The sequence below is a fragment of the Mycobacterium sp. 29Ha genome (genome assembly GCF_032883055.1).
Taxonomy (GTDB): domain Bacteria; phylum Actinomycetota; class Actinomycetes; order Mycobacteriales; family Mycobacteriaceae; genus Mycobacterium; species Mycobacterium gallinarum.
Map to the genome: position 1 here is coordinate 1 of NZ_JAMQTI010000035.1, position 25,194 is coordinate 25,194.

Sequence of the window (25,194 nt, forward strand, 5' to 3'; positions counted from 1 at the left end):
GGAACGACCAGTGGGTCGGGAACACCTTGTTGAGTTGCCGACGCACCGCCGCTGATGGGTGATAGCGCGAATCGATGGCGTCGCCTTGGCCGGCCGCGACCTCGGCCATATTCGGTGGTTTTGGCAGTTTCGGACTCAATTTGTTTGCTCCCAGAATGCCGGGCCGACGGGTTGGATGAAGTCGCCGTTGGCGACCAGGTATCCGTCCTGATCAATGGTGATGGGCAACTGCGCCAGCGCGCGCGCAGCCGGGCCGAATATGGGTTTCGCAAAGTGCAACGCGTCAAATTGCGACTGGTGGCACGGGCAGAGAATGCGGTAGGTCTGCTGCTCGTAGAGCGATGACGGGCAGCCGAGGTGCGAGCAAACCTTGGTGTAGGCGAACAGATCCCCGAAGTTGAAGCTCTCCTGGTTCTTTCGCTTGACGACCCGGGGCAAGTCGACCGGCTTGATGCGGATCAGCATGACCGGGTTGCGCACGCCCATGGTGATTTCGGCCAGCCGGTGATGCGACTCGACGGTGGTGCCGTCACCGTCGGCCTCACGCCACGGGAACACCGTCTCCATTCCGCCGGCGTCGATGTCCTCAGGGCGCATCTTGGCGTAGGTGCCGTTGCCGGTTGCGCGGGCAAGGAAGATGGTCTCGCCCTTGAAGCGCGGCGTCCAACCGGAAGTCCAGAGCACGGCCTTCTTGCCTTCGGCGGTCTGCACCACCGGTTTCCACGGATTCTTGATCAGACCACCGGCGAAGGCCACGAGGGTGCCGAGGCCGAACGCGCCGAGGCCGACTCCGAGCGACAGGCCAATCAATTTGCGCCGCTTCAGCGTTGACGCTTCGAGCGCGTCGGACAGGTTGGCCACCACCGTCTTTCGGTGGATGTCGGGAGAGGCGCCGTCGTGGCGCTCCTGGATCGAGATCTCCTCGGGGATGAACTTCTTCTGGTACAGCACGGCGCCAATGCCGATCGCCAGGATCGACAGACCGAACGTCAATCCGTACATCGGAGTGGCGAGGTCGTACCAAAGGTGGCCTTCTTCGGCTCCGCTGCGGTACTCCCACGGCCAGAACAGGAAAACGACCAGCAGCGCCAGGCCCGACAGGCCGCCCAGCATCAACCAATACGCGACCAGGCGCTCGGCGCGCTTCTCGGCCTTGGTGCCGGGAACCGGCCAGCGGTCGTCCTTGTAGACGATCTCGACACCGTCGAGCTTGCCGCCGAGCTCCAGCAGTTCCTCACGCGACATCGCGGCGAGTTCGGCGTCGGTCGGCTGACCGGGAACGCCTTGCTGGCCGGGGGTGTCGGTGCCCTTGCCGGTGCCGTCGCTCATGCTCGCGCTCCGATCCACAGGGCCACGATGACGACGGCCACTATGCCGATAATCCAGATCGCCATGCCCTCGGACGTCGGGCCGAGGCCACCGAGGCCGTAGCCACCCGGGTCAGGAGCCGTGCTGGCCATCCGGACGTAGGCGACGATGTCGCGCTTTTCCTCCGGCGACAGCTGCCGATCGGAGAACTTGGGCATGTTCTGGGGTCCGGTCAGCATCGCGGTGTAGATCTGGGCCGGATCGGCGCCCGCCAGGGCGGGTGCGTACTTACCCGACGACAACGCGCCGCCCTTACCCGTGAAGTTGTGGCACGACGAGCAGTTCAGCCGGAACAGGTCACCGCCGCGGGCGACGTCGCTGCCCAGCAGCGACTCGTTGGCGATAGCCCCGTTCTCGTCGCGCGGAACAACCGGTCCGCCACCGTTGGCCTGCACGAATGCGCCGAGGGCATCGATCTGCTCGGCGTCGAACTGCGGGGGCTTCTGCGGTGCCTGGGCCTCGCCACGCATGGCGGGCATGCGTCCAGTGGACACCTGGAAGTAGACGGCGGCCTCGCCGACACCGATGAGGCTGGGTCCGCGGTCGGCCACACCCTGCAGGTTCGCGCCGTGGCACGTGATGCAAGAGGTGTCGAACAGTTCCTTACCGGTGCGCAGCAGCGCCGACTGCGACTCGTCGGCGACCGCGACCTGCGGGGTCGGGGTCAGCGTGGCCGCCAGACCACCGGCGACCCCCAGCCCGACGAGCAGAAGCATCGCCGCTGACAGGCGGCGGCGCAGCCGCCGGCGCTTGATCGTCGCCGGTTTGCCGGTTCCGGTGGCCTTCTCGGTCATCGAACCCCTTCTCTTCGAACCCCTCAACGGACGCATCGGCGAGCCGATCACCGAACGAAGTAAATGACGGCGAACAGGGCAATCCACACGATGTCGACGAAGTGCCAGTAGTACGAGACGACTATCGCCGCGGTGGCCTGAGCAGGCGTGAACTTACTCATCCTGGTTCGGGCCAGCAGGAAGATGAAGGCGACGAGGCCGCCGATGACGTGCAGGCCGTGGAATCCGGTGGCCAGGTAGAAGACCGACCCGTAGGCGCTGCTGGACAAGGTGGTGCCGTGTTTGACCAGCTCGATGTATTCGTAGCCCTGGCCGAGGACGAAGAACAGGCCCATCAGGAACGTGATGACATACCAGCGACGCAGCCCGAAGACGTCACCGCGCTCGGCGGCGAACACGCCCATCTGGCAGGTGAACGACGAGGCGATCAGCACCAGCGTCACCGGAACGGCCTGGACGAGGTTCAGCTCGGTCGGCTCGGGTGGCCAGTTGCCCCCGGCCTGCGAGCGGGCGGTGAAGTACATCGCGAACAGCCCGGCAAAGAACATCAGCTCGCTGGAGAGCCAGACGATCGTTCCGACACTGACCATGTTCGGCCGGTTCAGGGAATGAACTCGCGACGTGATAGCGGTCCCCGAGGTGCCTACAGCGCTCGTCACAGAAGCAAGTATGACGCTTTGTAGTTGTTGAACTCCACCCGGGTGAGCAATTGGTCATAATCAGCGCGTGACTTCCGCTGATTCCCCCACCTGGCCACAACTCCTCGGCCGCCTAACCACAGGTCAGGCGCTCGAGACCGGCCAGGCCGGCTGGGCGATGGATCAGATCATGACCGGTGCGGCCACTCCAGCTCAGATCGCCGCCTTCGGCGTGTCGATGAAAATGAAGCGCCCGACGCCCGCAGAAGTGGCCGAGATGGCCGACATCATGCTCAAACATGCGCGCCGAGTTCCGACGGAGACGATCGGCAACGAGACCGTCGACGTGGTCGGTACCGGTGGCGACGGCTCCAACACGGTGAACCTGTCCACGATGGCCGCGATCGTCGTGGCCGCCGCCGGTGTGCCGGTGGTCAAGCACGGCAACCGGGCCGCGTCGTCACTCTCAGGTGGTGCCGACACTCTGGAGGCGCTCGGGGTGCGGATCGACCTGGGTCCCGAGGATGTCGCCCGCAGCGTCGCCGAGGTCGGTATCGGATTCTGTTTCGCGCCGCAATTCCATCCGTCCTACCGGCATGCCGGAGTTGTGCGGCGTGAGATCGGTGTGCCCACTGTTTTCAATCTGCTTGGGCCGCTGACGAATCCGGCGTCGCCGCGGGCCGGTCTGATCGGCTGCGCGTGGGCGGACCTGGCCGAGGTGATGGCCGGAGTGTTCGCCGCCCGCCGCTCCAGCGTGCTCGTGGTGCATGGCGACGACGGCCTTGACGAGCTGACCACCACCACGACGAGCACCATCTGGCGCGTTCAGGCCGGCACCGTCGAGCGGCTGACGTTCGATCCGATGGCGTTCGGGTTCGCCCGCGCGCAACTGTCCGAGCTCATCGGCGGAGACGCGGAGGCGAACGCCGAGTCGGTGCGGGCGGTACTCGGCGGTGAGAAGGGGCCGGTGCGAGACGCTGTGGTGCTCAATGCCGCCGGCGCGATGGTGGCGCACGCCGGTCTAGCCAGCGACGCCAAGTGGGTGCCCGCGTGGGAGTCGGGTCTGGCCAGAGCCACCGAGACCATCGACTCGGGTGCGGCCGAAAAGCTGCTCGCGCGTTGGGTGGGGTTCGGTCAAAAGCTCTGATTCGGAACGGGTTTCGGTCAGTTGCTCAGCCGCGACGCGCGCCGACCGCGCCGCCGCGGCCCAGCCCGAGAATCGACCCGCCGAGCCCGCCGGTGAGGCGTAACCGGCTTCCGCGCGCACGATCCGGACGCCCGGCTGGGAGAGCCAGCGTGCGATGAGCGCAGTCTCCTCGACGAGTGCACCGCCGAGTGGCGCCTGACTCGGCAGAATCGCTTGTGCGCCAGCGCAAATCGCGTCCACGACCGGCATGGGCGGAACGCCGCGCAGTGCATTGCCCGCCGACGCCAGCTGCCCGTGACGGATCACGGCGAGGCGCCAGCCGCCGGCGCCGTCCGGACGCGCCGCGACGATCTCGCTGACGTCGGCAAGTGCGCGTAGCCGCTGGCCACGCCAGAGCACGTCGATGGCGGTGGCGGCGTGATCCCTCAGCCGCGCAGCGGTTTCGTAGCGCGCGCGGCCCGCGAGGTCGGTGATGTGCGACAGCACGTCGGCCAGCGCGCTGCTGTCGGCGCCTTCGATCAGGTCGCGGGCCCGCGTCGGCGCGCCGGCGTATTCGGCGGCGTTGATGTCGCGCGGCGCGGGGCACGGTGAGACTTCGTGTTCGGGGCACTTCGGACCGTGCAGCGCCGCGCGGCCCAGCCTTGCCGAGCAGGTCCGCACGCCGGTGAAGCGGGCCAGCAATGCGGCGGTCTGTACCGCGTCGGCGCGGGCGCGAAACGGGCCGACGGCGGACGCGTGCTTTGGCGAACGCACGACAGAAAAACGTGGGAACGCCTCGTCGGTCAGCACCACCCACCACCACCGGTGCGGGAATTTCGATCGGCGGTTGTAGGGCGGTGAGTGCGCGGCGAGCAGCCGGAGTTCTCGCACACCGGCCTCCAGATCGTGCGCGCACTCGACATGGTCGACCGCCGTGGCCAGCGACGCCATCTCCTTGATGCGGGTGCGTGGGTCCGCGCCGTTGAAGTACTGGCCGACCCGACGGCGCAGATCGACGGCCGTGCCCACATACAAGACTTCCGACGCGGGCCCGCGGAACAGGTAGACGCCGGGCCGCCGGGGCAGTGATGAGGCGAGATGGCGGTTGCGGCGCTGAGCGGGTGACACGTCGGGCAGGTACGACCGCAGCTCGGTATAGGTGTGTACGCCTTGGTTGCCGACGCGCTCGATGAGCCCGTGCAGCACGTCGACGGTGGCGCGGGCGTCGTCGAGGGCGCGGTGCGTCGGGGTGGTGGACGCCCTGAACAGCCGGGCCAGCGCCGACAGGCGCACGCTGGGTGCCTCGTCGCGGGTGAGCACGCGTCGCGCCAGGCGCACCGTGCACAACACCGGCGGCCGGGGCCAGGCGATCTCGGCGCGCTCGGCGGCCGCGCGCAGGAACCCGACGTCGAAGCCGGCGTTGTGGGCGACCAGCACCGCTCCGCGCGCGAATTCGAGAAACGAGGGGAGTACCGAGTCGATCGTCGGGGCATCGCACACCATGGCCGTGGTGATGCCGGTCAGCGACACGATCTGGGGTGGGATGCTGCGGCCCGGGTCGACCAGGGTGGCGAGCTCGCCAAGCACCATGCCGCCGCGCACCTTGACCGCGCCGATCTCGGTGATGGCGTCGTGGTTCTCGCCGCTGGCGCGGCCGCCCGTGGTCTCGAGGTCGACGACGACGAACGTGGTTTCGCGCAACGACACATCAGTGTTGAAAGCCAATGGCTCGACGTCAGCGAAGCTGAGCTGGCCCATGCGCTGACGGTAGGGAACCGGACCGACAAATGCCGCCAGGCTGGGCTTTGCCACGCCGCCCGCGGCACACACCAAACGTAAATGTCGGTGCCCGCGGATACCGTGCGGGCAACACCGAGCAGGAGGACTGCGGAATGTTTGATAACGACGAGGTGCCCGACACGGGCACCGTCACCATCGACTGCGATGACTGCGCAGTGCGGGGCCCCGGTTGTCAGGACTGCGTCGTCAGTGTCCTACTCGGCGTCCCCGAAACTTTGCTCGACGACGAACGCCGAGCGCTCGAAGTGCTCGCTGACGTGGGGTTGGCGCCACGTCTTCGACTCGTTCCGATCCACGGCCGCAATAACTCTGGCGTTGCGTGACAACACGCTACAGGTGGGCCGGTTGTTGCAGATGTGGCGTCGCCTGTTAAATTTGCGTCTTCTGTTGGACAAGGGCGATGCCGTTTCGTAACCTGTCTGAGACCTAAGCGCAGCTCGACACGGCCCGTCACGGCAGTTGAAGGACGCAATCTTGAGGCTCGACCGCACGCAATGGTTCACTCGTGTTCTTAAGCGACCCGGTATCGGTGTGATAGCCGGCCTCATGGTGTTCGGCGGACTTCTCGCCTCGGGTGTGCAGGCCGATCCCGCCGATGACGCGCTGGCGAAGCTCAATGAACTGTCGCGGCAGGCCGAGCAGACGACCGAGGCCATGCACTCCGCGCAACTGGATCTGAACGACAAACTGGCTGCGCAAGAGGCCGCGGAGGCCAAGCACGCCGCCGACGCCGGTGCGCTGGATTCCGCCAGGTCTGCACTGGTGACATTCCAGATCGGTGTCGACAAGATCGCCGCGTCGCAGTACATGGGTGGCCGGCCCGACGGCATGAACGCCCTGCTGACAGCCTCGTCGCCGCAGGGTCTCATCGATCAGATGTCGGTACAGCGCGTGATGGCCGCTGAAATATCGTCACAGATGAAGAGCTTCCGGGAGGCCAGCGCACGGGCAGCCGCCGCCGAGGAAGCATCGGCGAAGTCGGCCGCCGCGGCGAAGACCGCCGCCGAGCAGGCTGCCGCCGTCCGTGCTGATCTGCAGTCCAAGCAGAGCAAGCTGCAGGTCGAGATCGCGACCGTCAAGTCGCAGTACGAGGCGTTGACGCCGAACCAGCGCGAGGCCCTGGCCGCCATGCCGCCCGTGCCCCCGATCCCGCCGCCGCCCGCTCCGGCGCCCCCGGGCGATCCCGCGATACTCGCCGCCGCTCCTCCTGGCATCGCTCCGCCGCCCGCCGGCGCTGTTCCGGCCCCCGGCGTTCCGCCCGGTGACATGGCCCCGCCAGTCGGCGGCCACGGCACCACCGTCATCCAGGCCGCATTGAGCCGCATCGGATCGCCTTACTCGTGGGGCGGATCCGGCCCCAACGCGTTCGACTGCTCCGGGCTGGTGCAGTGGTCGTTCCAGCAGGCGGGCATCTCGCTGCCGCACTCCAGCCAGGCGCTGGCCAACGGCGGATCGCCGGTCTCGGTAGACCAGATGCAACCGGGTGACGTCGTCAACTACTACTCCGACGCATCGCACACCGCGATCTACATCGGCAACGGCATGATGGTTCACGCCTCGACCTATGGCACGCCGGTGCGCGTCGCCCCAGTGGACAACGCGCCGATCTACAACGTCCGCCGCTACTGACCCTGGAGAACCAGCGCCGGCGAGTGGCAGATCGCCTCTCGCATGCAAAGACGAGAACCACTCTCGCCGCGGTCCTGATCGCCGAACTGGTCTGCGGACTGCTTCTACTTGGCAATGCCGGACCAACTCAGCCCGATCCGCCGATGGCCGCACCGGCGTCCCTCAGCACGCCCTCCTCGGCGCCGACCACGCAGACGCTGCGAGACGGCCGCACCGTGCGCCTGGTCGGTCTTGGTGAGCGCACCGCCCCCCTGCTGCGGCGCATCTCCGCGCATCTCGACGACGCGGCGGACGCCGTCACCGGCTTCTGGGGACCTGACTGGCCGCGCGAGATCGTCCTGGTGGCGACCGGCACCGACGAACAGTTCGCGGCGGTCGGCGGCGGCGACTCTCACACCGCGGCCACCACCACCGGCGAACGAATCGTGTTCGCACCCGGCGCTGCGCAGATGAGCGATGAATCGCTGCGAATCGTCTTGCGCCACGAACTGTTCCACTACGCGGCACGTCACGCGACCGCAGCCGATGCACCGCAGTGGCTCACCGAGGGCGTTGCCGACTTCGTCGCTCGCCCTCCCACGCCGCTGCCCACCCACGCCGCCGCTATGGCAGGGGCAGGACTGCCGACCGAGGCGGAGCTCAGCGGGCCCGACCGCTCGCTGGCCTACGACCGCGCCTGGTGGTTCAGCCGGTTCGTGGCCGACACCTACGGCACCGCAGCACTGAAGGACCTCTACGTGCGCGCCGGCGGACACGGCCACCCCGACGTCGCCACCGCGGTGCAAGACGCCCTCGGAACCGACCTCGCCGCAGTGCTGGCCGCATGGCGGCAGTGGCTGACCTGGGGGGACCGCCCACCCGGGCGCTAGAGGGAATAGCCTGACGGGCTATGAGTCGGGTCCTGCTGGTTACCAACGATTTTCCGCCCAGACGTGGCGGCATTCAGTCGTACCTCCAGGAATTCGTGGGCCACCTGGTCGACGCGGGTGCCCACACTTTGACGGTGTACGCACCGAAGTGGAAGGGCTCCGACGAGTTCGACCGGGCCGCCGACTACGAGGTGGTGCGGCATCCGACCACGCTGATGCTGCCCGAACCGTCGGTCGCGGGTCGGATGCGGCGACTCATCAAGCTTCACAACGCCGAGACCGTGTGGTTCGGCGCGGCGGCACCGCTGGCGTTGATGGCGTCACTGGCTCGCGACGCGGGCGCCGCCCGGGTGATCGCGAGCACCCATGGCCACGAGGTGGGATGGTCGATGCTCCCGCTGGCCCGAACGGCGTTGCGGCGCATTGGATCCGGGACCGACGCGGTGACTTACGTCAGCCGCTACACCAGGCGGCGGTTCGCGTCGGCGTTCGGTCCGCATGCGGCACTCGAGCATCTGCCGCCGGGTGTGGACACCGAGCGGTTCGTGCCCGACGAGATCGCACGCGCGCAGATGCGGGCCCGCTACGGGCTGGGCGGTCGCCCCGTCGTGGTCTGTCTGTCGCGACTGGTGCCGCGCAAGGGCCAGGACATGTTGATCCGGGCGCTGCCCGCCATCCGGCAACGTGTGCACGGTGCCGCTCTGGTGATCGTCGGCGGCGGCCCCTACGGAAAATCCCTGCGGGGCCTCGCGCAGGACTTCGGGGTGTCCGACCATGTGGTGTTCACCGACGGCGTGCCTGGCGAGGAACTGCCGGCCCATCATGCGATGGCTGACGTGTTCGCGATGCCGTGCCGGACCAGGGGAGCCGGCCTGGACGTCGAAGGTCTGGGCATCGTCTACCTGGAGGCGTCGGCGTGCGGAGTGCCCGTGGTCGCCGGCCGGTCAGGCGGTGCGCCCGAGACCGTGCTCGACGGCGAGACCGGGGTGGTGGTCGACGGCTGGGACGTCGGCGCGATCGCGGCGACCGTGAGCGATCTGCTCGCCGATCCCGACCGGGCGGCCCGGATGGGGGCGGCCGGTCGGCGCTGGGCCGTCGACAACTGGCAGTGGAAGGACCAGGCCGCCAAGTTGTCCGACCTGCTCTAGTCCTTCGCGTACAAACCCTCGATATCGGTGGCGAACTTCTCGGCCACCACCTTGCGCTTGACCTTCATCGTCGGGGTCAGTTCGCCGGTGTCCTCGGTGAAGTCCACGCCCAGGATCCGGAACTTGCGGATCGCCTCGGCCTTGGACACGGCCTCGTTGGCCTCCTTGACGGCCAGGTCGATCTCGGCGACCAGGTCGGGGTCGGTGGCCAGGTCACCGACCGACGCGCCCGCGTTTTTTCCGTTGCGGTCCTTCCAGCCGTCGAACGCCTCGGGGTCAATCGTGATGAGCGCTGCGATGAAAGGTTTCGCGTCACCGACCGCCATCGCCTGACTGATCAACGGGTGGGCCCGCAGCCGGTCTTCGAGGATGGCGGGTGCGACGTTCTTGCCGCCGGCGGTGACGATGATCTCCTTCTTGCGACCGATGATCGTCAGGAAGCCGTCGTCGTCGATGGCGCCCAGATCGCCGGTGTGGAACCAGCCGTCGGAGAACACCGCGTTGGTCTCGGCTTCGTTGCGCCAGTAGCCGCTGAACACGACGCCGCCCTTGACCAGCAGCTCGCCGTCCTCACCGAGCTTCATACTGTTGCCGGGCAGCAGCTTGCCGACCGAACCCACGCGCAGGTCGCCGACGCGGTTCACGGTGATGGCCGCGCTGGTCTCGGTGAGCCCGTAGCCCTCGTAGATCGAGAGCCCGACGCCGCGGTAGAAGTGGCCCAGCCGTGCACCAAGCGGGGCGCCGCCGGAAATCGCGGCGTGACATTCGCCGCCGAGTGCGGCCCGGAGCTTGCCGTAGACCAGCTTGTCGAACAGCGCGTGCTTGAGTTTGAGCACAAGACCGGGGCCGCCGGTGTCCTGCGCCTTGCTCCACTCGATCGCGGTGTCGGCGGCGGCCGTGAAAATCTTGCCCTTGCCGCCACTTTCGGCGTTCTGCTCGGCGGTGTTGTACACCTTTTCGAACACCCGCGGCACCGACACCACCAACGTCGGCTTGAAGACCGCGAACGTCGGCACGAGGTTCTTGATGTCGCTGGTGAACCCGAGCGTCACCTTGTTGGTGAACGCGGCGACGGTGATCGCGCGGGCCAGTACGTGCGCGAGCGGCAGGAACACCAGCATCCGTTCGCCCTTGGCCAGGTGCGTGGGGAAGCAGTCCTTGGCGCCGCGGATCTCGTAGAGCAGGTTGGAATGGGTGAGTTGGCAGCCTTTCGGTCTGCCGGTGGTGCCCGACGTGTAGATCAGCGTCGCGGGGTCGGAGGACTTCACGCCGGCCAGGCGGTCATCGAGCTGTTTGGCGTCCACCGACGCGCCCGCCGCGGCGAGCGCGTCGAGCGCGGGCGTATCCGAACCGTCGATCCGCAGCACCGTGCGCAACGAGGGCACCTCGCCCTTGAACTGCTCGATCTTGTCGGCGTGAGCGTCGGACTCGGCGAATATCAGCACCGCGCCGGAATTCTCGAGTACGTATTTCACCTGCTCGGCGGAGCTGGTCTCATAGATCGGCACCGTCACCGCACCCGCGGCGAGAATCGCGAAGTCCAGGATCGGCCACTCGTAGCGGGTGGCCGACAGGACGGCGACGCGATCACCGGGGGCCACACCCTCGGCGATCAACCCCAGTGCCGCCGAACGGATCTGATCGGCGGCCTCCTTGCACGTGACGTCGGTCCATACGCCGTCGACGAGGCGCTGGAAGATCACGTGGTCGGGATCGTCGCGCTCGTGGCTGAAGACGGAGCTGACGACATTGTCATACTCACCCACGGTGAATGAGGCGGGGACACTGAACTCGCGCACGATCATGGCCTCTCGACTAGCGGCTTTGCCGCTCAATAGCGTAGTCGGCCACCGTCGACACCGACCGGGGCACGCATGTATAGCTTGTAGGCCATGCACAGCATCCAGATCGCCGACGAGACGTTTGTCTCCGCTGACCCCGCCGAGGTGGGAACGGCGGTCGGCGACCCCGCGAACTGGCGCCGCTGGTGGCCCGACCTGCGGCTGACCGTGGTGGAGGACCGCGGCGAGGTCGGTCACCGGTGGACAGTCGCCGGCGCGCTCACCGGCACGATGGAAGTCTGGCTGCAGCCCGCCCTGGACGGGGTGATCCTGCATTATTTCCTGCATGCTGAACCGTCGGGCGTGGCGGCCTGGCAGCTGGCGAAGATGAACCTCGCCAAAATGAACCATCAGCGCCGGGTAGCGGGCAAAGACATGGCGTTCGAGGTGAAGCGGCGCCTGGAGGCGACGCGCCCGGTCGGGGTATCCCGGCTGGCGTGAGACTTGGGCCCAACGCCGCCGCGCGGGGTAGATTCTGGGCCATCGGCAGATAGACGGAGAAGAAGGCAGTGGCGGACAAGACGGCGCAGACCATCTACATCGATGCCGACCCGTCGAGGGTGATGGGTGTCATCGCCGACATCGCGTCCTATCCGGAGTGGGTCAACGAGTACAAGTACTGCGAGGTCCTCGAGGCAGGTCCGGAGGGGTATCCCAAGACGGCGCGACTGGTGTTGGACGCGGCCGTGCTCAAGGACACGATGGTTCTGGCATACGACTGGAAGCAGGTCGACCGCGGCTCGGTGGAGTGGACCTTGGTGTCCAGTTCGCTGCTCAAGTCGTTGAACGGCGCATATCGGTTGTCGCCCAAGGGGTCTGGAACCGACGTTACCTATGAGCTGTCGGTCGACCTGATCATCCCCATGATCGGGCTGCTGAAGCGCAAGGCCGAACGGCGGCTCACCGACACCGCGTTGAAGGACCTCAAGAAACGAGCCGAGGCTGAGTGACCTTCCGCCACCCCCTCGCGGTGTGAATCCGGGCCCGCCGGTGGCTCGGATCAGTCTCTTCGTCGGTAAGGGCGGTGTCGGGAAGTCGACTCTGGCCACCGCCACCGCCGTGCGCGACGCCCGCGCGGGCATGCGGGTGCTGCTCGTGTCGACGGATCAGGCGCACTCGATCGGTGACGTCCTGGGCGCGCAAATCACTCCGACCGGGCGACGGAAACCCACCAGGGTCTTCGCCGACCTTGACAACGGCACCGACGCGGGTGGTCTCCTCGACGCGTTGGCGCTCGACACGCTGGCACTGCTGGAGACGCACTGGCGCGAGATCGCCGGGATGCTGGCCGGCAGATTTCCCGAGTCGGATCTGGGAAGCGTTGCCCCCGAAGAACTTTCAGCGCTGCCGGGTATCCAGGAAGTGCTCGGTTTGCACGAGGTCGGCGAGCTGGCGGCAGCTGGTCAGTGGGATCACGTCGTGGTGGACTGCGCGTCGACCGCCGATGCGCTGCGCATGCTCACGCTGCCCGCGACGTTCGCGCTTTACCTGGAGCGCGCCTGGCCCCGGCACCGCCGGCTGTCCGGCACCGACGACGCTCGTTCGGCTGCGGTCGTGGGACTCGTGGAACGCATCGGCGCGGGCACCGAGCGGTTGAGCGCGCTGCTCACCGACGGGTCCGTACTCAGCGCCCATCTGGTGATGACCGCTGAACGGGTGGTCGCCGCCGAGGCGGCCCGCACGCTGGGCTCGCTGGCGTTGATGGGCGTTCGGATCGACGAGTTGATCGTCAACCAGATTCTGGTGCAGGACGATTCATACGAGTACCGCAACCTGCCCGATCATCCCGCGTTTGACTGGTACTCCGAACGGATCTCCGAGCAGCAGTCGGTGCTCGACGAATTGGACAGCATGATCGGCGACGTGCAGCTCGTCCTCGTTCCGCACCTGGCCGGCGAGCCGATCGGTCCGAAAGCACTTGGCGAGCTGCTGGACGCCGCACGCAGGCGCGACGGTTCACCGCCCCCTGGTCCGCTGCGGCCGATCGTGGACAGGGAATCCGGATCCGGTCTCGAAGCCGTCTACCGACTGCGGCTAGAGTTGCCGCAGGTCGACTCAACCGCCCTCGCGCTCGGACGGGTCGACGACGACTTGATCATCGGTGTCGGCGGGATGCGACGCCGTGTTCGACTCGCTTCGGTACTACGTCGTTGCATCGTGATCGACGCGCAGCTGCGAGGCAGTGAACTGACAGTGCGGTTCCGACCGAATCCGGAGGTGTGGCCTCAGTGAACGGCGAACACTCCGACATCGGTCCGGAGTTGCGGCAGCTGGCGCAGACCATCCTGGATCGACTCGACCCCGCGCTGCGCATGGCCGCGGCGCGTGCGGCCGCCCCAGACGCCACCCCCGGGAAGTGCCAGCAGGTGTGGTGCCCGGTGTGCGCACTGGCCGCGCTGGCGTCGGGCGAACAGCATCCATTGCTGACGGTCATCGCTGATCACAGCGTCGCGCTGCTCACCGTGGTGCGGGCGCTCATCGAGGACACTGCGCATTCCGGACAGTCGGGTGGCGCACCGCCTCCGCCTCCGGACGGGCCGCCGTCGCCGCCGGAACCGCCCAACAATGACGGGCCCGCACCACCGGGACCCGGGCGCTATCAGCACATTCCGGTAACGGTCGAGGACTAGCTGAGTTCAATCTCGCGCCGAGGCTGCGCTGTGGTCGCATGCCCGGTGCGTGGGTACAGTTGTCGCAGAACACCGAGGTGTGTTCGATCATCAGGAGGGGCCCATGTGGTATTGGCTGTTCAAGTACATCTTCATGGGTCCTTTGCTGTCGTTGCTGGGCCGGCCGAAAGTCGAAGGGCTGGACTATGTTCCGCGCTCGGGACCCGCGATCCTCGCCAGCAACCACCTAGCCGTTGCCGATAGCTTCTTCAAGCCTCTTGTGGTCCGCCGCCGGATCACCTTCCTGGCCAAGGCCGAGTACTTCACCGGAACGGGGCTCAAAGGGTGGTTCCAGCGGTGGTTCTACACCGCCGCGGGCCAGGTGCCGATCGACCGTTCCGACGCCGACAGTGCGCAGGCCGCGTTGACCACCGCGGCGCGGGTGCTCGGTGAGGGCAAGCTGCTCGGTATGTATCCCGAGGGCACCCGCTCACCCGACGGACGGCTCTACAAGGGCAAGACAGGGCTGGCGCGACTGGCGCTGGAGACGGGTGTCCCGGTGATTCCGGTCGCGATGATCGGCACGGATTCCGTCAATCCGCCTGGCAGCAAGATGTGGCGATTCGGCCGGGTCACGGTGAAGTTCGGCAAGCCCATGGACTTCAGCCGGTTCGAGGGCCTGGCAGGCAACCGGTTCATCGAGCGGGCCGTCATCGACGAGGTGATGTACGAGCTGATGCGCCTGTCCGGGCAGGAGTACGTCGACCTGTACGCCGCCGATGTCAAGGAAGGCAAGGCGGAGCCCACCGCGAAGCCGTCCGCCCGTATGCCCGAAGTTGCCGCCGGTTAGTTGACCGCGGGAACACGCGCTTCGTCGACCGCGGCATCGGAGCCCTGGGTCTGGCGCCACGACATCGTGCCTGACACGACAATCACCGCGATCGCCCACCACACGTAGGAACCGCCGGCCAGCTGCCGCCAAAGCGACGCCGCGGTTTCCTGGTGTTCGGGCATCAGCGGGATCGGGGTCCAGATCATCAGCGCGACGCCCGCCGCGGCGACAACCCCCAGGGCCACGTGCCGCTGGCGGTAGGCCGCGATGCCGGTGACCAGCACGGTGGGCAGCACCCACACCCAATGATGCGACCAGGAGACCGGCGACACCACCAGCCCGAACATCGCCACGCAGATCAGGGCGAGCACCGGTTGCTCGGCCTTCAAGACGCGTCGCACGGCCCACACCGTCAGCGCCAGCACCGCGAAACAGGCGACGGTCCACAACACGAATCGCATGCCTTCGCCGAGGCCCAACCGAGCCAGGGCGCCGGCGATGTTCTGGTTGGTGTTCAGCGTCGCGGTGCCGATGCGGTCGGTGTTGCGCACAGTTTCCGTCCAGTACTCGAACGAGTCGCGCCAGGCGAACGCCACCCCGGCCAGCGTGGCGGCAGCGGCAGACGCTGCGGTGACCAGCAGCGCGCGGGTGTCCCGACGCAGGACGAAGTACAGCAGGAACACCGCAGGGGTGAGTTTGAGGGCGATCGCCAGCCCCAACAGCATGCCGCGCGGCCACGGTGTCTTGCGCGGGACGCAATCGGCGATGACCAGGGTCATCAACACCACGTTGATCTGGCCGAAGTCGAAGTTCGACCGGATCGGTTCGAAGTAGATGACCGCGGGCGCCACGATCGCCGCGGCCAGCCAGGTCCGGCGCAGCCATGCCGGCTCCGAGGTGACAGCGCTCTTGCCGTCCGCCGGATCCGGCCATACGTCCAGTCGAGTCAGCAGGATGGTCGTCGCGACGATCAGCAGAAGCAGTGTGGCCAGCGTGATGGCGATGCTCGCACCGTCCAGCGACAGGAGCGCGAACGGCGCGAACAGGACGGCCGCCAGCGGCGGGTAGGTGAAGGGCAGGTCGAGCCCGCCGCGAGTGTTGAACATGACACCGTCGGCATACAGCGGCCGGCCGTCGAGCCAGGCCTGCCCGCCCATCCGGTAGACGTCGATATCGATGCGGTACGGGGTGTGGCCCAGCAGCCGCCAGCCGGCCCAGACCAATGCCGCCACGGTGAGCAGCTGAACCAGCCGCCAGGCGAGCATTCGTCCCCAATCAGGCATGCCGGGAGACCGCCGAATACTCATTTCGCGACCAGACTATCGGTGGCCACCGGCGCGTCGGAGGGTATCCCGGGCGTGACACGCGCAGGTCGGCGTAAGTTTTCGACCGTGCGCGCGACGTTCGACCTCGACTTCGGCATTCCACATAGCCGAATACCGCTGGTGTTCTGCCTGGTCGCGTTCATTCTCACGTTCTTTGTGACGCGCACGATCGTGCGGTACATCCGCAGCCATGCCGACTCCGACGCGCCCCGCAAGTGGTGGCAGCCGCGCAACATTTCTGCAGGCGGCGGACTGCACATCCACCACGTGGTTATCGGCGTGATACTCGTCATGATCTCCGGTGTGTCGATGGTGACTTTGGCGGTCAACGGGGGGGTACCCGAATTCACGGTCGCGGCAACCTTTTTCGGAATCGGAGCCGCACTGGTGCTCGATGAGTTCGCGCTGATCCTGCACTTGCAGGACGTTTATTGGGCCGAGGACGGGCGAACTTCGGTCGACGCGGTATTCGCTGCCGTCGCCGTGGCGGGTCTGCTCGTCCTGGGGTTCAACCCGCTGTCTTTCTTCGATATCGGGATCTGGCGCAACGACCACTCGTTCGAGGCGAGGGCCAGCGTGATCGCCCTTGCAGCGCTCACGTTGATGCTGGCGGTCGTCGTGTTGCTCAAGGGCAAGGTCTGGACCGGGTTGGTGGGGATGTTCATCACCCCGCTGCTCTTCATCGGAGCGATCCGGCTGTCCCGCCCACACGCGCCGTGGGCCCGATGGCGATACGGCGACCGCCCGAGGAAGATGCACCGCGCGCTGGAGCGCGAACGTCGGCTGCGACGACCGGTGGTGCAGGCCAAGCTGTGGCTGCAGCACGTCATCGCGGGCGAGCCACGCTTCCCGGAAGACGCCGAAGTGAACCAGGAACTGGACCGCGAGATCCGCGCCGCCCCGGCGCCAGAGCGGGCGGCGGCGGGAGTACCGCGGGCGTGAAGTACTTCTACGACACCGAGTTCATCGACAACGGCCGGACGATCGAGCTGATCTCCATTGGCGTCGCAGCCGAGGACGGTCGCGAATATTACGGTATTTCAACGGAGTTCAACCCGGAACAGGCGGGCAGCTGGGTGCGCAAGAACGTGCTGCCCAAGCTCCCTTCGCCGTCGTCGCAGCTATGGCGCTCGCGTCGGCAGATCCGCTCGGAGCTGGAAGATTTCTTCGGCGTCGACGGTGACGAGCCGATCGAACTGTGGGCGTGGGTCGGGGCTTACGACCATGTCGTGCTGTGTCAGTTGTGGGGCCCGATGACCGACCTGCCGCCTGCGATTCCTCGGTTCACCCGGGAGTTGCGGCAGTTCTGGGAGGAGAGGGGATCGCCCCGGATGCCGCCGCGACCGCGCGACGCCCACGACGCCCTGGTGGACGCGCGTCACAACCTGTTGCGCTTCCAGTTGATGACCACCGGCGAAGTGCCAGTCCAGCGGTGAAAACCGCTATCGGCGCCCAGTTACCATTGACGGGTGAACTGGACCGTCGACGTACCCATCGACCAGCTGCCTGCGCTGCCGCCGCTGCCTGATGAGCTGCGGCAACGCCTGGACACCGCACTCGCCAAGCCCGCCGCCCAACAGCCGAGCTGGGACGCCGAACAGGCCAAGGCGATGCGGACCGTCCTGGAGAGCGTGCCGCCCATCACCGTTTCCTCTGAGATCGAGCGGCTCAAGAGCCTGCTGGCCGACGTGGCCCGCGGCGAGGCGTTCCTGCTCCAGGGCGGCGACTGCGCCGAGACGTTCGCCGACAACACCGAACCCCATATCAGGGGCAATATCCGCACCCTGCTGCAGATGGCCGTCGTCCTGACCTACGGGTCGAGCATGCCGGTGATCAAGGTCGCGCGAATCGCAGGCCAGTACGCCAAGCCGCGCTCGTCGGACACCGATGCCCTCGGGCTGAAGTCCTACCGCGGCGACATGATCAACGGGTTCGCTCCCGACGCCGCGGTCCGCGAGCACGACGCGTCGCGGCTGGTGCGCGCGTACGCGAATGCGAGTGCCGCGATGAACCTGACCCGCGCCCTGACATCGGGCGGGCTCGCGTCCCTGGACCTCGTGCACGACTGGAACCGGGAATTCGTCCGGACGTCGCCTGCCGGCGCCAGGTACGAGGCCTTGGCCGGCGAGATCGACCGCGGTCTGCGATTCATGAACGCGTGTGGCGTCAACGATCCCAATCTGCAGACCGCCGAGATCTACGCGTCTCACGAGGCGTTGGTGCTCGACTACGAGCGGGCGATGCTGCGGCTGGCCGACAACAGCGAGGGCGAGCAGGCGCTGTTCGACCTGTCCGCGCACTACGTGTGGGTGGGCGAGCGCACCCGCCAGCTCGACGGAGCACACATCGCGTTCGCCGAGGTGATCGCCAACCCGATCGGCGTGAAGCTCGGCCCCACGATGACCCCGGAACTCGCCGTCGAATACGTGGAGCGGCTCGACCCGAACAACGAGCCCGGCCGGTTGACGTTGGTCACGCGCTTCGGCAACAACAAGGTTCGCGACCTGCTGCCACCGATCATCGAGAAGGTGCAGGCGACCGGGCATCAGGTGATCTGGCAGTGCGATCCGATGCACGGCAACACCCACGAGTCGTCGACCGGTTACAAGACCCGCCACTTCGACCGGATCGTCGACGAGGTGCAGGGCTTCTTCGAGGTGCACCGCGCGCTGGGCACGCATCCGGGCGGCATTCACGTCGAGATCACCGGCGAGAACGTCACCGAGTGCCTCGGCGGCGCTCAGGATATCTCCGATTCGGACCTGGCCGGGCGTTACGAGACCACCTGCGACCCGCGACTGAACACCCAGCAGTCGCTGGAGCTGGCGTTCCTCGTCGCGGAGATGCTGCGCGACTAGTTACAGCAGCGCACCGATATTGCTGCCGACCGTCCACGAGCCCGCGGCCACCAGCCCGGTCAGCGTGATGACGGCGATCACCCAGAACAGCAGCACGCGCTTGGAGCGTTGCCGCGCCCAGTAGAACTCGTCGAGGTCGACACCGGCGAATTGTCCTGACACCGGCTGATATTCGGGCTCCTGGGGCGGAATGTTGCCGAGAGTGAGCTCACGGGTGTGCTGCGGTGCGGGCCGGGGTTTGCCGGCGGTGACGACGGTGGTCGCCGCAGCGTGCTGAGCCGAGTTGCTCGGTGCAGGCACGCGGAAGGCCGGCAGGCCGAGGTCGTCGACGATCTCGGCGAGATCATCGGCCATGTCCCCGGCGTCCGTGTAGCGCCGCTGCGGATCGCGGGCGGTGGCGTGCAGTACCAGTTCATCGAATTGTGTTGGCACACCGGCAATCACCGTTCCCGGCGGGGGTACATCGTGGTCCATCCGTTGGTATGCGACCGTGAGCGCATTGTCACCGGTGAACGGCGTGACGCCGGTGAGCAGCTCGTAGGCCATGATGCCGACCGAGTACACATCGCTGCGGGGATCGGCGTCACCGGTGCCGACCTGTTCGGGTGACAGGTAGGCCGCGGTGCCCAGAATGACGCTGGTGGACGTGATCTTGGCTTCGGCGACCGCGCGAACCAGCCCGAAGTCGGCGATCTTGACCTCGCCGTCGTCGGAGATCAACACGTTCTCGGGCTTGATGTCGCGATGCACCAGACCGGCCGCGTGCGCGACCGCCAACCCGCCGAGTACCGGTTTGAGCACCGCGGCGACGGCATGCGGTGGCATCGGTCCGCGCTCGCGCAACAGCTCTCGCAGGGTGCCGCCCTCGACGAGCTCCATCACGAGGTAAGGGGCCTGCCTGCCGGGTGTTCCAGCGCCCTGGTCGTAGACGGCGACGAGGCCGGGATCCTTGAGGCGGGCCACCGCGCGCGCCTCGCGCTGAAAACGTGTGAGGAACTGTTGGTCGCCCGCGTAGCGGAATTCCATGATCTTGAGTGCCACTGGACGGTCGAGACGAAGGTCCAGTCCGCGGTACACGGAGCTCGTGCCGCCGGTGGCGATCATGTTGTCGACTCGGTACCGACCGTCCAGCACGGTCCCGACGAGCGGCGCCGACTGCCGGTGGGTCTCCACGAAACACATGTTACGAGTCGACCGTCTCGACTTAGACTCGATGAGGTGAGCAGCATTCCGGCCGCCGATGATGTTCTTGACCCTGGCGAGGCCGTCTACGACCTGCCCGCTGTCGCCGATCTACTCGGTGTTCCGGTCACCAAGGTGCAGCAGCATCTGAGGGAAGGACACCTGATTGGCGTACGCCGCAACGGCGCGGTGGTGGTGCCGAAGATCTTCTTCGACGACGCCGGTCGCGTCGTGAAGAGCCTGCACGGGTTACTCGTCCTGCTGCACGACGGCGGCTATCACGAGACCGAGATCATGCGCTGGCTGTTCACCCCGGACTCGTCGCTGACGATCCGCAGGGACGGGGAGGCGGACAAGCAACCCAATGCCCGGCCGGTTGACGCGTTGCACTCGCATCAGGCCCGTGAGGTGGTACGTCGGGCCCAGGCTCTAGCTTATTGACCGCTCGGCGGGTCGTGCCGTGCTGACCGCCGGCGCCTTGTAAAGCGAGTACCACGCGCCTGCAGCACAAGCTGTGGCCAGCAGCACGTGCGGCCACGAGTACATGCCGTGCGCTCCGTCGGGTTTCCAGATCACCGTGATCCATGTGGACAAGCCCGCGATGATCGCAATCGACCGCCTACCCTGGGTCAAGGCTGAGATGACCGCCAGCGGCCAGGTGTAGTACCAGGGCAGCGCCGCGGGCACGAACAGCACCACGACGGCCATCACCAGGGCGATACCGACCAGAGCCTCGCGGTCGGTGTGGCGAAACCTCCACCACAGCAATGGAAGTGAGATCGCGATGATGGCGATGCCGATGATCCGGGTGACGTCGAGCACGGCGTAGAAGTTCACCTGCATGAAGAGGCTGCCGATGACGTTGATCAGGTTGGCCGCTGCGGTCGGCAGCGTCAGCCAGTTGATGATCTTCACCGAACCCGCGAGTGCTGTCAGCCAGCCCAGGCCGACGCCGGCGGCCAGCGACAATACCGCGAACACCGCGACGAAGACGAGTGCCGAGGCGACGGTCGCCGCCGCGAACGACTTGGCGGGCCCATAACCGCGCCGTTGCCGTAGGTCCCGTGCCCACACCCACACCATGAACGGAAGGGCAAGGCCCGCGGTGGCTTTCACAGCGACCGCGACGGCGATCAGGCTGACGCCCCAGAAGTGGTGGCCGCTGAAGGTCAGTGCGATCGCGGCCATCATCAGTCCGACCATCAGCATCTCGTTGTGGACGCCGCCCATCAGATGGATGATCACCAGCGGGTTCAGCACGCATATCCATAGTGCCGCGGCGCCGTTGGCGCCGACGTGACGGGCCACCCGGGGCGCCGCCCAGATCAACAGCGCCAGACCGGGCAACATGCACAGCCGCAGCAGCATCGTGCCCGCGACCACGTCCTCGCCGACCACCAGGGTCACGAACTTTGCCACCAGGATGAAGGCGGGTCCGTAGGGTGCCGTTGTGGTCGTCCAGATGGGACTGACGTTCTCCAGCAACGAGTTCGGGTTCTCGATAGGCCCGACGACGTACGGGTCGAATCCGTCGCGCAGCAGCGCGCCCTGGGCCAGATACGAATAGGTGTCGCGGCTGAACACCGGGACACTCAACAGCAGCGGAGCCAGCCAGAACGCCGTCGTCGCGACCATCGTGTACTCGGTCGCGGTGCGGTCGATCACGCTGCGCCCCAACCGCAGCCAGGCCAACAGCATCAAGGCCACGCCGACCCACAACAGCACCGACGACAGCACCAGACCGTGACCGAAACGCAGCCATGACAGGTGCAGCGATTCCAGCAGGGGATCGTGTAGCCGCGTGCTGCCCGCGCCGAGTCCGCCCGCGGCGATCAGCACGGCGCCAAGTGCGCCGAGCCGCGCGGGTTTCGCCTCCGGCGACGTCGCGAACGCGACGAATCGCGAAATGCGTTGCCCGCTGGCTGATGTGTCCGACGGCAGCGCCGGTGACGATGGTGTCATTGTCACGCGGTCCGGTTGGCGGCCAATCTGGCGAGCTCCGAAAGGCCGATCTTGGCCTGGCTGTCGATCGATGCGACGTTGAGGATCGCGAGCGCTCTGCGGGTCAGCACATCGATACGGTCTTCGACGGCGGCCAGTGCGCCGACCGATTCGATGAGCAGACACAGATCTTTGACCTGCGCGTCGGAAAGCTCTGTGCCGATGGATGTGCGGAGCATTTTGGCCCCGACCGGATCGTGCTTCTCGGCCAGCTCGACCGCCTCGGCCAGCAGCACGGTTCGCTTACCCGAACGCAGATCGTCTCCGGAGGGCTTGCCGGTCACCGCTGGGTCGCCGAACACGCCGAGCACGTCGTCGCGCAGCTGAAACGCGACGCCGAGGTTGGTGCCCAGCTCGTGGAAAGCGGCCTGCACATCCGGGCGGTCCGCCGCCGCGGCGACGCCCAATTGCAGCGGGCGTGAAATCGTGTACGAAGCAGTCTTGTAGATGTTCACCGTCATCGCCGATGCCACCGATTCGGCGCCGCTGGCCTCGGCCACGATGTCGAGGTACTGGCCGCCGAGGACCTCGGTGCGAATGGCGCCCCAGATCCGGTTGACGCGACGGTGCGCCTCGATCGGCAGATCGACCGTCGCGACGATGTCGTCGGCCCACACCAGGGAGAGGTCACCGAGCAGGATCGCTGCGGACAGGCCGAATTGGTCGGAGTTGCCGTGCCAGTCGTTGGCGCGGTGCTTCTCCGAGAACAGCCGATGCACGGTCGGCAGTCCGCGACGGGTCGCCGATGCGTCGATGACGTCGTCGTGGACGAGGGCACAGGCGTGCAGCAATTCGAGTGCGGAGAACAGGCGCAGGGCCTGCTCCTCATCGCTGTCGTCGGGGTGTTCGGCCACCGCGCGCCAGCCCCAGTACGCGAAGGCCGGCCGCAGGCGCTTGCCGCCGCGCAGCACGAACTCTTCCAGCGCGGCGGTCAGCTCGCCGTAATCGGCGCCCATGTAAGCACATTCGCTGCGGCGCTCGGCAAGATAGACGCGCAGTTGCTCGGTCACGGCTTTGGCCAACTCGACGGCTGACGGTGCCGCTGCGTACACGCTCAGCGGGCGCCCCTTTCTTTGTGCACTATTCGCCCCGAGTGCATTCAGAGTAGAGCCTGAGCCTGCTGGTTTAGCAAGTCAGAGCGGGGTGTCAAGGGGACTCGGTGCGGCGCTCGCCGACGCGGGGCGATTGGTCGCGGTTGTAGTAGGCGAGTCCGCCGATGATCCCGGCAACCAGGAATGAGCCCACGGTGAGCCAGATCGCGGCGCCGGTGAACGAGCGGGCGCTCGGGTCGGTATATCGGGCCTGGGCGTTCATCGTGCTCACGACACCGGGCCGCAGTTTCCACTCGACGATCTCGGCGGACACCTGGGTCCCGTTGGTCGATGTGACCTCGCCGGGGAACGACACCGAAAGAGAGACGTCGGCGTCGGGGTCGCTCAGTGAGGTGAGGTCGACGCGGCCCTCGAGAATCACGAGGTCGCCGGCGCGCCGAAGCGCGATGTCCACGCCGGCGGCGTCGCGGTTCATGTTGGCCAGTTGGGGGAGTTCGGCGAAGGTGAGGTCTGAGAACACCGCTTGAGAGCCGACATAGTCGTCGCGGCTGTACTCGGAGACAGCCACCTTGTTGGCGAATGTCAGGTTGTTGAGAAGTTGGGGGCCCTTGTCGTCGTCGTTGCGCGGTTTGGCCGCGGCGACGATCTGTCCCGACACCCTGTCGTCGGGCGAGACCGTCATCGACGCCCTGATCCGAACACATCCGACGAGTGCCGGAAGGGCGATCAGGATCAGCAACATCACGGCGAGCAGCCGACGTTTCCGAGAATGCTGGGCGCGCACGTGGTCATCGTGCCAGACCGGAGCGGTTCAGCGATGCATCAGAGAGGTATCAGAGAGGTAAAGCCCGCCCCAGGATGGCAAACGCCCGCGGATCGCCTGCGAAGTGGTAACCCCGGATGATGTCGGCGAAGCCGAGGCGACGGTAGAGCCGCCAGGCCCGGTTTGCTTCGCCGTTGATCTCGGGCGTCGACAGCAGTACCTGCGATTCGGCACGGTCGGCGAGCAGCCGGCGGGCGAGCGCCTCACCGAGTCCGCGGCCCTGCGCGCGGGGATGGATGTGCAGTTCGGTGAGCTCGAAGTAGCTCGTCATCAGCTCGGCGATGCGGGCCGGCTCGGCGCCTACCCGGTGCAGGCCGGCGACCACTTGCTGCTGCCACCATTGGTCCGGCGCGCCGCAGTAGCCGTATGCGATGCCGAGCAGCGACGCCGAGGCCAGTTCCGGATCTGAAGGGGCAGTCGCGTCGGGTCCGTCCCGGTCGGGCGCCTCGACGGCGGCGACCGCCTTCCACCCACCCCGGTGCGTGTGCTCGAGCCACATCGATGCGCGTTGGTCTTCGGTGCCACGCGGATAGCGCATGGCGTCGACGTAGACGGCGAGCGCGTCACCGAGCCGGCGTTGCATATCGCTCGGCGACAGATCGATCAGAAACGTCGCCAACTTGCTCCTGTCCTCAGATCAACTTGGTGCACTCACGTGTCCCCATTATCAAACCGAGCGAGGTGTTACTCACCGGCGGCAGTGCACGTCATACAATCGGGCGTCCAACAAGGTGGTACGGCTCAGACTGACCTCGTATCATGACTGTTAGGCGTCCGTGAATGCGGGCGGACATCAGTTTGAACGATTTGAGACCGGTCGCATCGGCTCCAGGGCCCCGAGGGAGGGACGAATGCCACTCTCCGATCATGAGCAGCGCATGCTCGATCAGATCGAGAGCGCGCTTTATGCCGAGGACCCGAAGTTCGCTTCGAGCGTTCGCGGTGGAACGCTCCGCGCGCCGTCCACCCGCCGTCGACTGCAGGGTGCAGCGCTTTTCGTGGCCGGACTGGCGATGCTTGTGGCGGGTATCGCGATCCCCGCCACTCGGATCGGCGACTTCGCGATCCTGTCTGTGATCGGCTTCATCGTGATGTTCGGCGGCGTGGTCTTCGCGATCACCGGCCCGCGCGTGGCAGGCGGTCGTGACCATTCGGCCACCGATCAGGTCGGGCAGCAGCGACAAAAGAAAGCCAAGGGTTCCGGCGGTTCGTTCACCAGTCGCATGGAGGATCGCTTCCGCCGCCGTTTCGACGAGTAGTAACACACCGACCCCAGGGGTAGCCCACACCGGGCTACCC

The 25,194-nt window shown here is 66.8% G+C and carries 26 protein-coding genes and 1 pseudogene; 15 read left to right on the plus strand and 12 right to left on the minus strand.

All coding sequences use genetic code 11. The features are described from left to right. The 4 genes from M1248_RS33470 to M1248_RS30220 all read right to left on the minus strand — a co-directional run. Positions 1-139 (minus strand): hypothetical protein (locus M1248_RS33470; RefSeq protein WP_410506762.1); only part of this gene is annotated, 139 nt, incomplete at its 3' end. Then, complete coding sequence (locus tag M1248_RS30210; protein WP_317150606.1) at positions 136-1,329, minus strand: ubiquinol-cytochrome c reductase iron-sulfur subunit; 1,194 nt, start codon at positions 1,327-1,329, stop codon at positions 136-138. The genes M1248_RS30210 and M1248_RS33470, both read right to left, overlap by 4 nt. Then, complete coding sequence (locus tag M1248_RS30215) at positions 1,326-2,162, minus strand: c-type cytochrome (RefSeq protein ID WP_163729292.1); 837 nt, start codon at positions 2,160-2,162, stop codon at positions 1,326-1,328. Before M1248_RS30215 ends, M1248_RS30210 begins: the two co-directional genes overlap by 4 nt. Before the next feature lie 47 nt (positions 2,163-2,209). Continuing rightward, positions 2,210-2,821 carry a heme-copper oxidase subunit III gene (locus M1248_RS30220; RefSeq protein ID WP_163729290.1) on the minus strand — a complete coding sequence of 204 codons (612 nt, stop codon included), beginning with the start codon at positions 2,819-2,821 and terminating at the stop codon, positions 2,210-2,212. 49 nt (positions 2,822-2,870) lie between these two features. Between M1248_RS30220 and trpD the strand changes: the two genes are divergently transcribed. Then, positions 2,871-3,947 (plus strand): anthranilate phosphoribosyltransferase, encoded by a 1,077-nt coding sequence (gene trpD, locus M1248_RS30225; RefSeq protein WP_232076526.1) that lies wholly within the window; start codon positions 2,871-2,873, stop codon positions 3,945-3,947. On the opposite strand, the pseudogene M1248_RS30230 reads toward trpD, so the two are convergent. Then, positions 3,885-5,684 (minus strand): annotated as a pseudogene (locus tag M1248_RS30230) (DEDD exonuclease domain-containing protein); the annotation flags it as partial. The gene trpD and the pseudogene M1248_RS30230 overlap by 63 nt on opposite strands. Before the next feature lie 134 nt (positions 5,685-5,818). On the opposite strand from M1248_RS30230, the gene M1248_RS30235 reads away from it, so the two are divergent. From M1248_RS30235 to M1248_RS30250, 4 genes are all read left to right on the plus strand, one after another. Beyond that, the gene (locus M1248_RS30235) at positions 5,819-6,049 is read left to right on the plus strand and encodes a hypothetical protein (RefSeq protein ID WP_163684556.1); all 231 of its coding nucleotides are present in this window, start codon (positions 5,819-5,821) and stop codon (positions 6,047-6,049) included. Between the two features lie 151 nt (positions 6,050-6,200). Further along, complete coding sequence (gene ripC / locus M1248_RS30240) at positions 6,201-7,355, plus strand: peptidoglycan hydrolase RipC (RefSeq protein WP_174262051.1); 1,155 nt, start codon at positions 6,201-6,203, stop codon at positions 7,353-7,355. Between the two features lie 23 nt (positions 7,356-7,378). After that, on the plus strand, positions 7,379-8,224 hold the full coding sequence (locus tag M1248_RS30245; RefSeq protein WP_317150607.1) for a DUF4157 domain-containing protein: 846 nt from the start codon (positions 7,379-7,381) through the stop codon (positions 8,222-8,224). 20 nt (positions 8,225-8,244) lie between these two features. Then, a complete protein-coding gene (locus tag M1248_RS30250) occupies positions 8,245-9,372 on the plus strand; it encodes a glycosyltransferase family 4 protein (protein WP_317150608.1) in 1,128 nt (375 codons plus the stop codon). On the opposite strand, the gene M1248_RS30255 is transcribed toward M1248_RS30250, so the two are convergent. Further along, entirely contained in the window at positions 9,369-11,171 is a 1,803-nt protein-coding gene (locus tag M1248_RS30255) for an AMP-dependent synthetase/ligase (protein ID WP_197905578.1), read from the minus strand. The two genes, M1248_RS30250 and M1248_RS30255, sit on opposite strands and share 4 nt — an antisense overlap. A gap of 93 nt (positions 11,172-11,264) precedes the next feature. On the opposite strand from M1248_RS30255, the gene M1248_RS30260 reads away from it, so the two are divergent. From M1248_RS30260 to M1248_RS30280, 5 genes are all read left to right on the plus strand, one after another. Next, entirely contained in the window at positions 11,265-11,654 is a 390-nt protein-coding gene (locus M1248_RS30260) for a polyketide cyclase / dehydrase and lipid transport (protein ID WP_163729281.1), read from the plus strand. A gap of 68 nt (positions 11,655-11,722) precedes the next feature. Next, positions 11,723-12,163 carry an SRPBCC family protein gene (locus tag M1248_RS30265; protein WP_317150609.1) on the plus strand — a complete coding sequence of 147 codons (441 nt, stop codon included), beginning with the start codon at positions 11,723-11,725 and terminating at the stop codon, positions 12,161-12,163. 22 nt (positions 12,164-12,185) lie between these two features. Beyond that, positions 12,186-13,445, plus strand: a complete 1,260-nt coding sequence (locus M1248_RS30270) for an ArsA family ATPase (RefSeq protein WP_317150610.1) — start codon at positions 12,186-12,188, stop codon at positions 13,443-13,445. Beyond that, complete coding sequence (locus tag M1248_RS30275; RefSeq protein ID WP_163729277.1) at positions 13,442-13,843, plus strand: hypothetical protein; 402 nt, start codon at positions 13,442-13,444, stop codon at positions 13,841-13,843. The genes M1248_RS30270 and M1248_RS30275 overlap by 4 nt, the downstream gene beginning before the upstream one ends. Positions 13,844-13,946: 103 nt before the next feature. Next, complete coding sequence (locus tag M1248_RS30280) at positions 13,947-14,672, plus strand: lysophospholipid acyltransferase family protein (protein WP_163729275.1); 726 nt, start codon at positions 13,947-13,949, stop codon at positions 14,670-14,672. On the opposite strand, the gene M1248_RS30285 is transcribed toward M1248_RS30280, so the two are convergent. Next, positions 14,669-15,961 (minus strand): glycosyltransferase 87 family protein, encoded by a 1,293-nt coding sequence (locus tag M1248_RS30285; RefSeq protein ID WP_163729273.1) that lies wholly within the window; start codon positions 15,959-15,961, stop codon positions 14,669-14,671. The genes M1248_RS30280 and M1248_RS30285 overlap by 4 nt on opposite strands. An 84-nt stretch (positions 15,962-16,045) precedes the next feature. On the opposite strand from M1248_RS30285, the gene M1248_RS30290 reads away from it, so the two are divergent. Genes M1248_RS30290 through M1248_RS30300 form a run of 3 tightly spaced genes read left to right on the plus strand, consistent with a single transcriptional unit; the run spans position 16,046 to position 18,837 of the window. Then, positions 16,046-16,921, plus strand: coding sequence for a hypothetical protein (locus M1248_RS30290; RefSeq protein WP_163729270.1), 876 nt, complete (start codon positions 16,046-16,048; stop codon positions 16,919-16,921). After that, positions 16,918-17,415, plus strand: a complete 498-nt coding sequence (locus M1248_RS30295; RefSeq protein WP_163729268.1) for a polyadenylate-specific 3'-exoribonuclease AS — start codon at positions 16,918-16,920, stop codon at positions 17,413-17,415. Before M1248_RS30290 ends, M1248_RS30295 begins: the two co-directional genes overlap by 4 nt. 33 nt (positions 17,416-17,448) lie before the next feature. After that, the gene (locus M1248_RS30300) at positions 17,449-18,837 is read left to right on the plus strand and encodes a class II 3-deoxy-7-phosphoheptulonate synthase (RefSeq protein WP_163684573.1); all 1,389 of its coding nucleotides are present in this window, start codon (positions 17,449-17,451) and stop codon (positions 18,835-18,837) included. Here M1248_RS30300 and M1248_RS30305 read toward each other — a convergent pair whose 3' ends face one another. Beyond that, the gene (locus M1248_RS30305; RefSeq protein ID WP_163729266.1) at positions 18,838-20,019 is read right to left on the minus strand and encodes a protein kinase domain-containing protein; all 1,182 of its coding nucleotides are present in this window, start codon (positions 20,017-20,019) and stop codon (positions 18,838-18,840) included. It abuts the gene before it with no gap. Between the two features lie 36 nt (positions 20,020-20,055). Here M1248_RS30305 and M1248_RS30310 point away from each other — a divergent pair, with 36 nt between their 5' ends. Continuing rightward, entirely contained in the window at positions 20,056-20,460 is a 405-nt protein-coding gene (locus tag M1248_RS30310) for a helix-turn-helix domain-containing protein (RefSeq protein WP_163729263.1), read from the plus strand. Here M1248_RS30310 and M1248_RS30315 read toward each other — a convergent pair. The 4 genes from M1248_RS30315 to M1248_RS30330 form a co-directional block, all read right to left on the minus strand. Next, the gene (locus tag M1248_RS30315; RefSeq protein WP_163737264.1) at positions 20,449-21,981 is read right to left on the minus strand and encodes an alpha-(1->6)-mannopyranosyltransferase A; all 1,533 of its coding nucleotides are present in this window, start codon (positions 21,979-21,981) and stop codon (positions 20,449-20,451) included. The genes M1248_RS30310 and M1248_RS30315 overlap by 12 nt on opposite strands. Before the next feature lie 2 nt (positions 21,982-21,983). Then, positions 21,984-23,072 (minus strand): bifunctional (2E,6E)-farnesyl/geranyl diphosphate synthase, encoded by a 1,089-nt coding sequence (gene idsA2 / locus M1248_RS30320; RefSeq protein WP_163729262.1) that lies wholly within the window; start codon positions 23,070-23,072, stop codon positions 21,984-21,986. Between the two features lie 94 nt (positions 23,073-23,166). Beyond that, complete coding sequence (locus M1248_RS30325) at positions 23,167-23,814, minus strand: LppM family (lipo)protein (RefSeq protein ID WP_163737261.1); 648 nt, start codon at positions 23,812-23,814, stop codon at positions 23,167-23,169. A 91-nt stretch (positions 23,815-23,905) separates the two neighbouring features. After that, positions 23,906-24,514 carry a GNAT family N-acetyltransferase gene (locus tag M1248_RS30330; protein WP_163729260.1) on the minus strand — a complete coding sequence of 203 codons (609 nt, stop codon included), beginning with the start codon at positions 24,512-24,514 and terminating at the stop codon, positions 23,906-23,908. Positions 24,515-24,746: 232 nt separating this feature from the next. Here M1248_RS30330 and M1248_RS30335 point away from each other — a divergent pair, with 232 nt between their 5' ends. Beyond that, positions 24,747-25,154 (plus strand): DUF3040 domain-containing protein, encoded by a 408-nt coding sequence (locus M1248_RS30335; RefSeq protein ID WP_163729258.1) that lies wholly within the window; start codon positions 24,747-24,749, stop codon positions 25,152-25,154. Positions 25,155-25,194: the final 40 nt, after the last annotated feature.

Bases quoted from the DNA above. Each gene is read 5' to 3' on its own strand.
- M1248_RS30215 (WP_163729292.1), bottom strand. From the start codon at position 2,162: ATGACCGAGAAGGCCACCGGAACCGGCAAACCGGCGACGATCAAGCGC.
- M1248_RS30210 (WP_317150606.1), bottom strand. From the start codon at position 1,329: ATGAGCGACGGCACCGGCAAGGGCACCGACACCCCCGGCCAGCAAGGC.
- M1248_RS30315 (WP_163737264.1), bottom strand. From the start codon at position 21,981: ATGACACCATCGTCACCGGCGCTGCCGTCGGACACATCAGCCAGCGGG.
- M1248_RS30335 (WP_163729258.1), top strand. From the start codon at position 24,747: ATGCCACTCTCCGATCATGAGCAGCGCATGCTCGATCAGATCGAGAGC.
- M1248_RS30250 (WP_317150608.1), top strand. From the start codon at position 8,245: ATGAGTCGGGTCCTGCTGGTTACCAACGATTTTCCGCCCAGACGTGGC.
- M1248_RS30260 (WP_163729281.1), top strand. From the start codon at position 11,265: ATGCACAGCATCCAGATCGCCGACGAGACGTTTGTCTCCGCTGACCCC.
- M1248_RS30305 (WP_163729266.1), bottom strand. From the start codon at position 20,019: ATGTGTTTCGTGGAGACCCACCGGCAGTCGGCGCCGCTCGTCGGGACC.
- M1248_RS30325 (WP_163737261.1), bottom strand. From the start codon at position 23,814: ATGTTGCTGATCCTGATCGCCCTTCCGGCACTCGTCGGATGTGTTCGG.
- M1248_RS30285 (WP_163729273.1), bottom strand. From the start codon at position 15,961: ATGAGTATTCGGCGGTCTCCCGGCATGCCTGATTGGGGACGAATGCTC.
- M1248_RS30280 (WP_163729275.1), top strand. From the start codon at position 13,947: ATGTGGTATTGGCTGTTCAAGTACATCTTCATGGGTCCTTTGCTGTCG.
- M1248_RS30235 (WP_163684556.1), top strand. From the start codon at position 5,819: ATGTTTGATAACGACGAGGTGCCCGACACGGGCACCGTCACCATCGAC.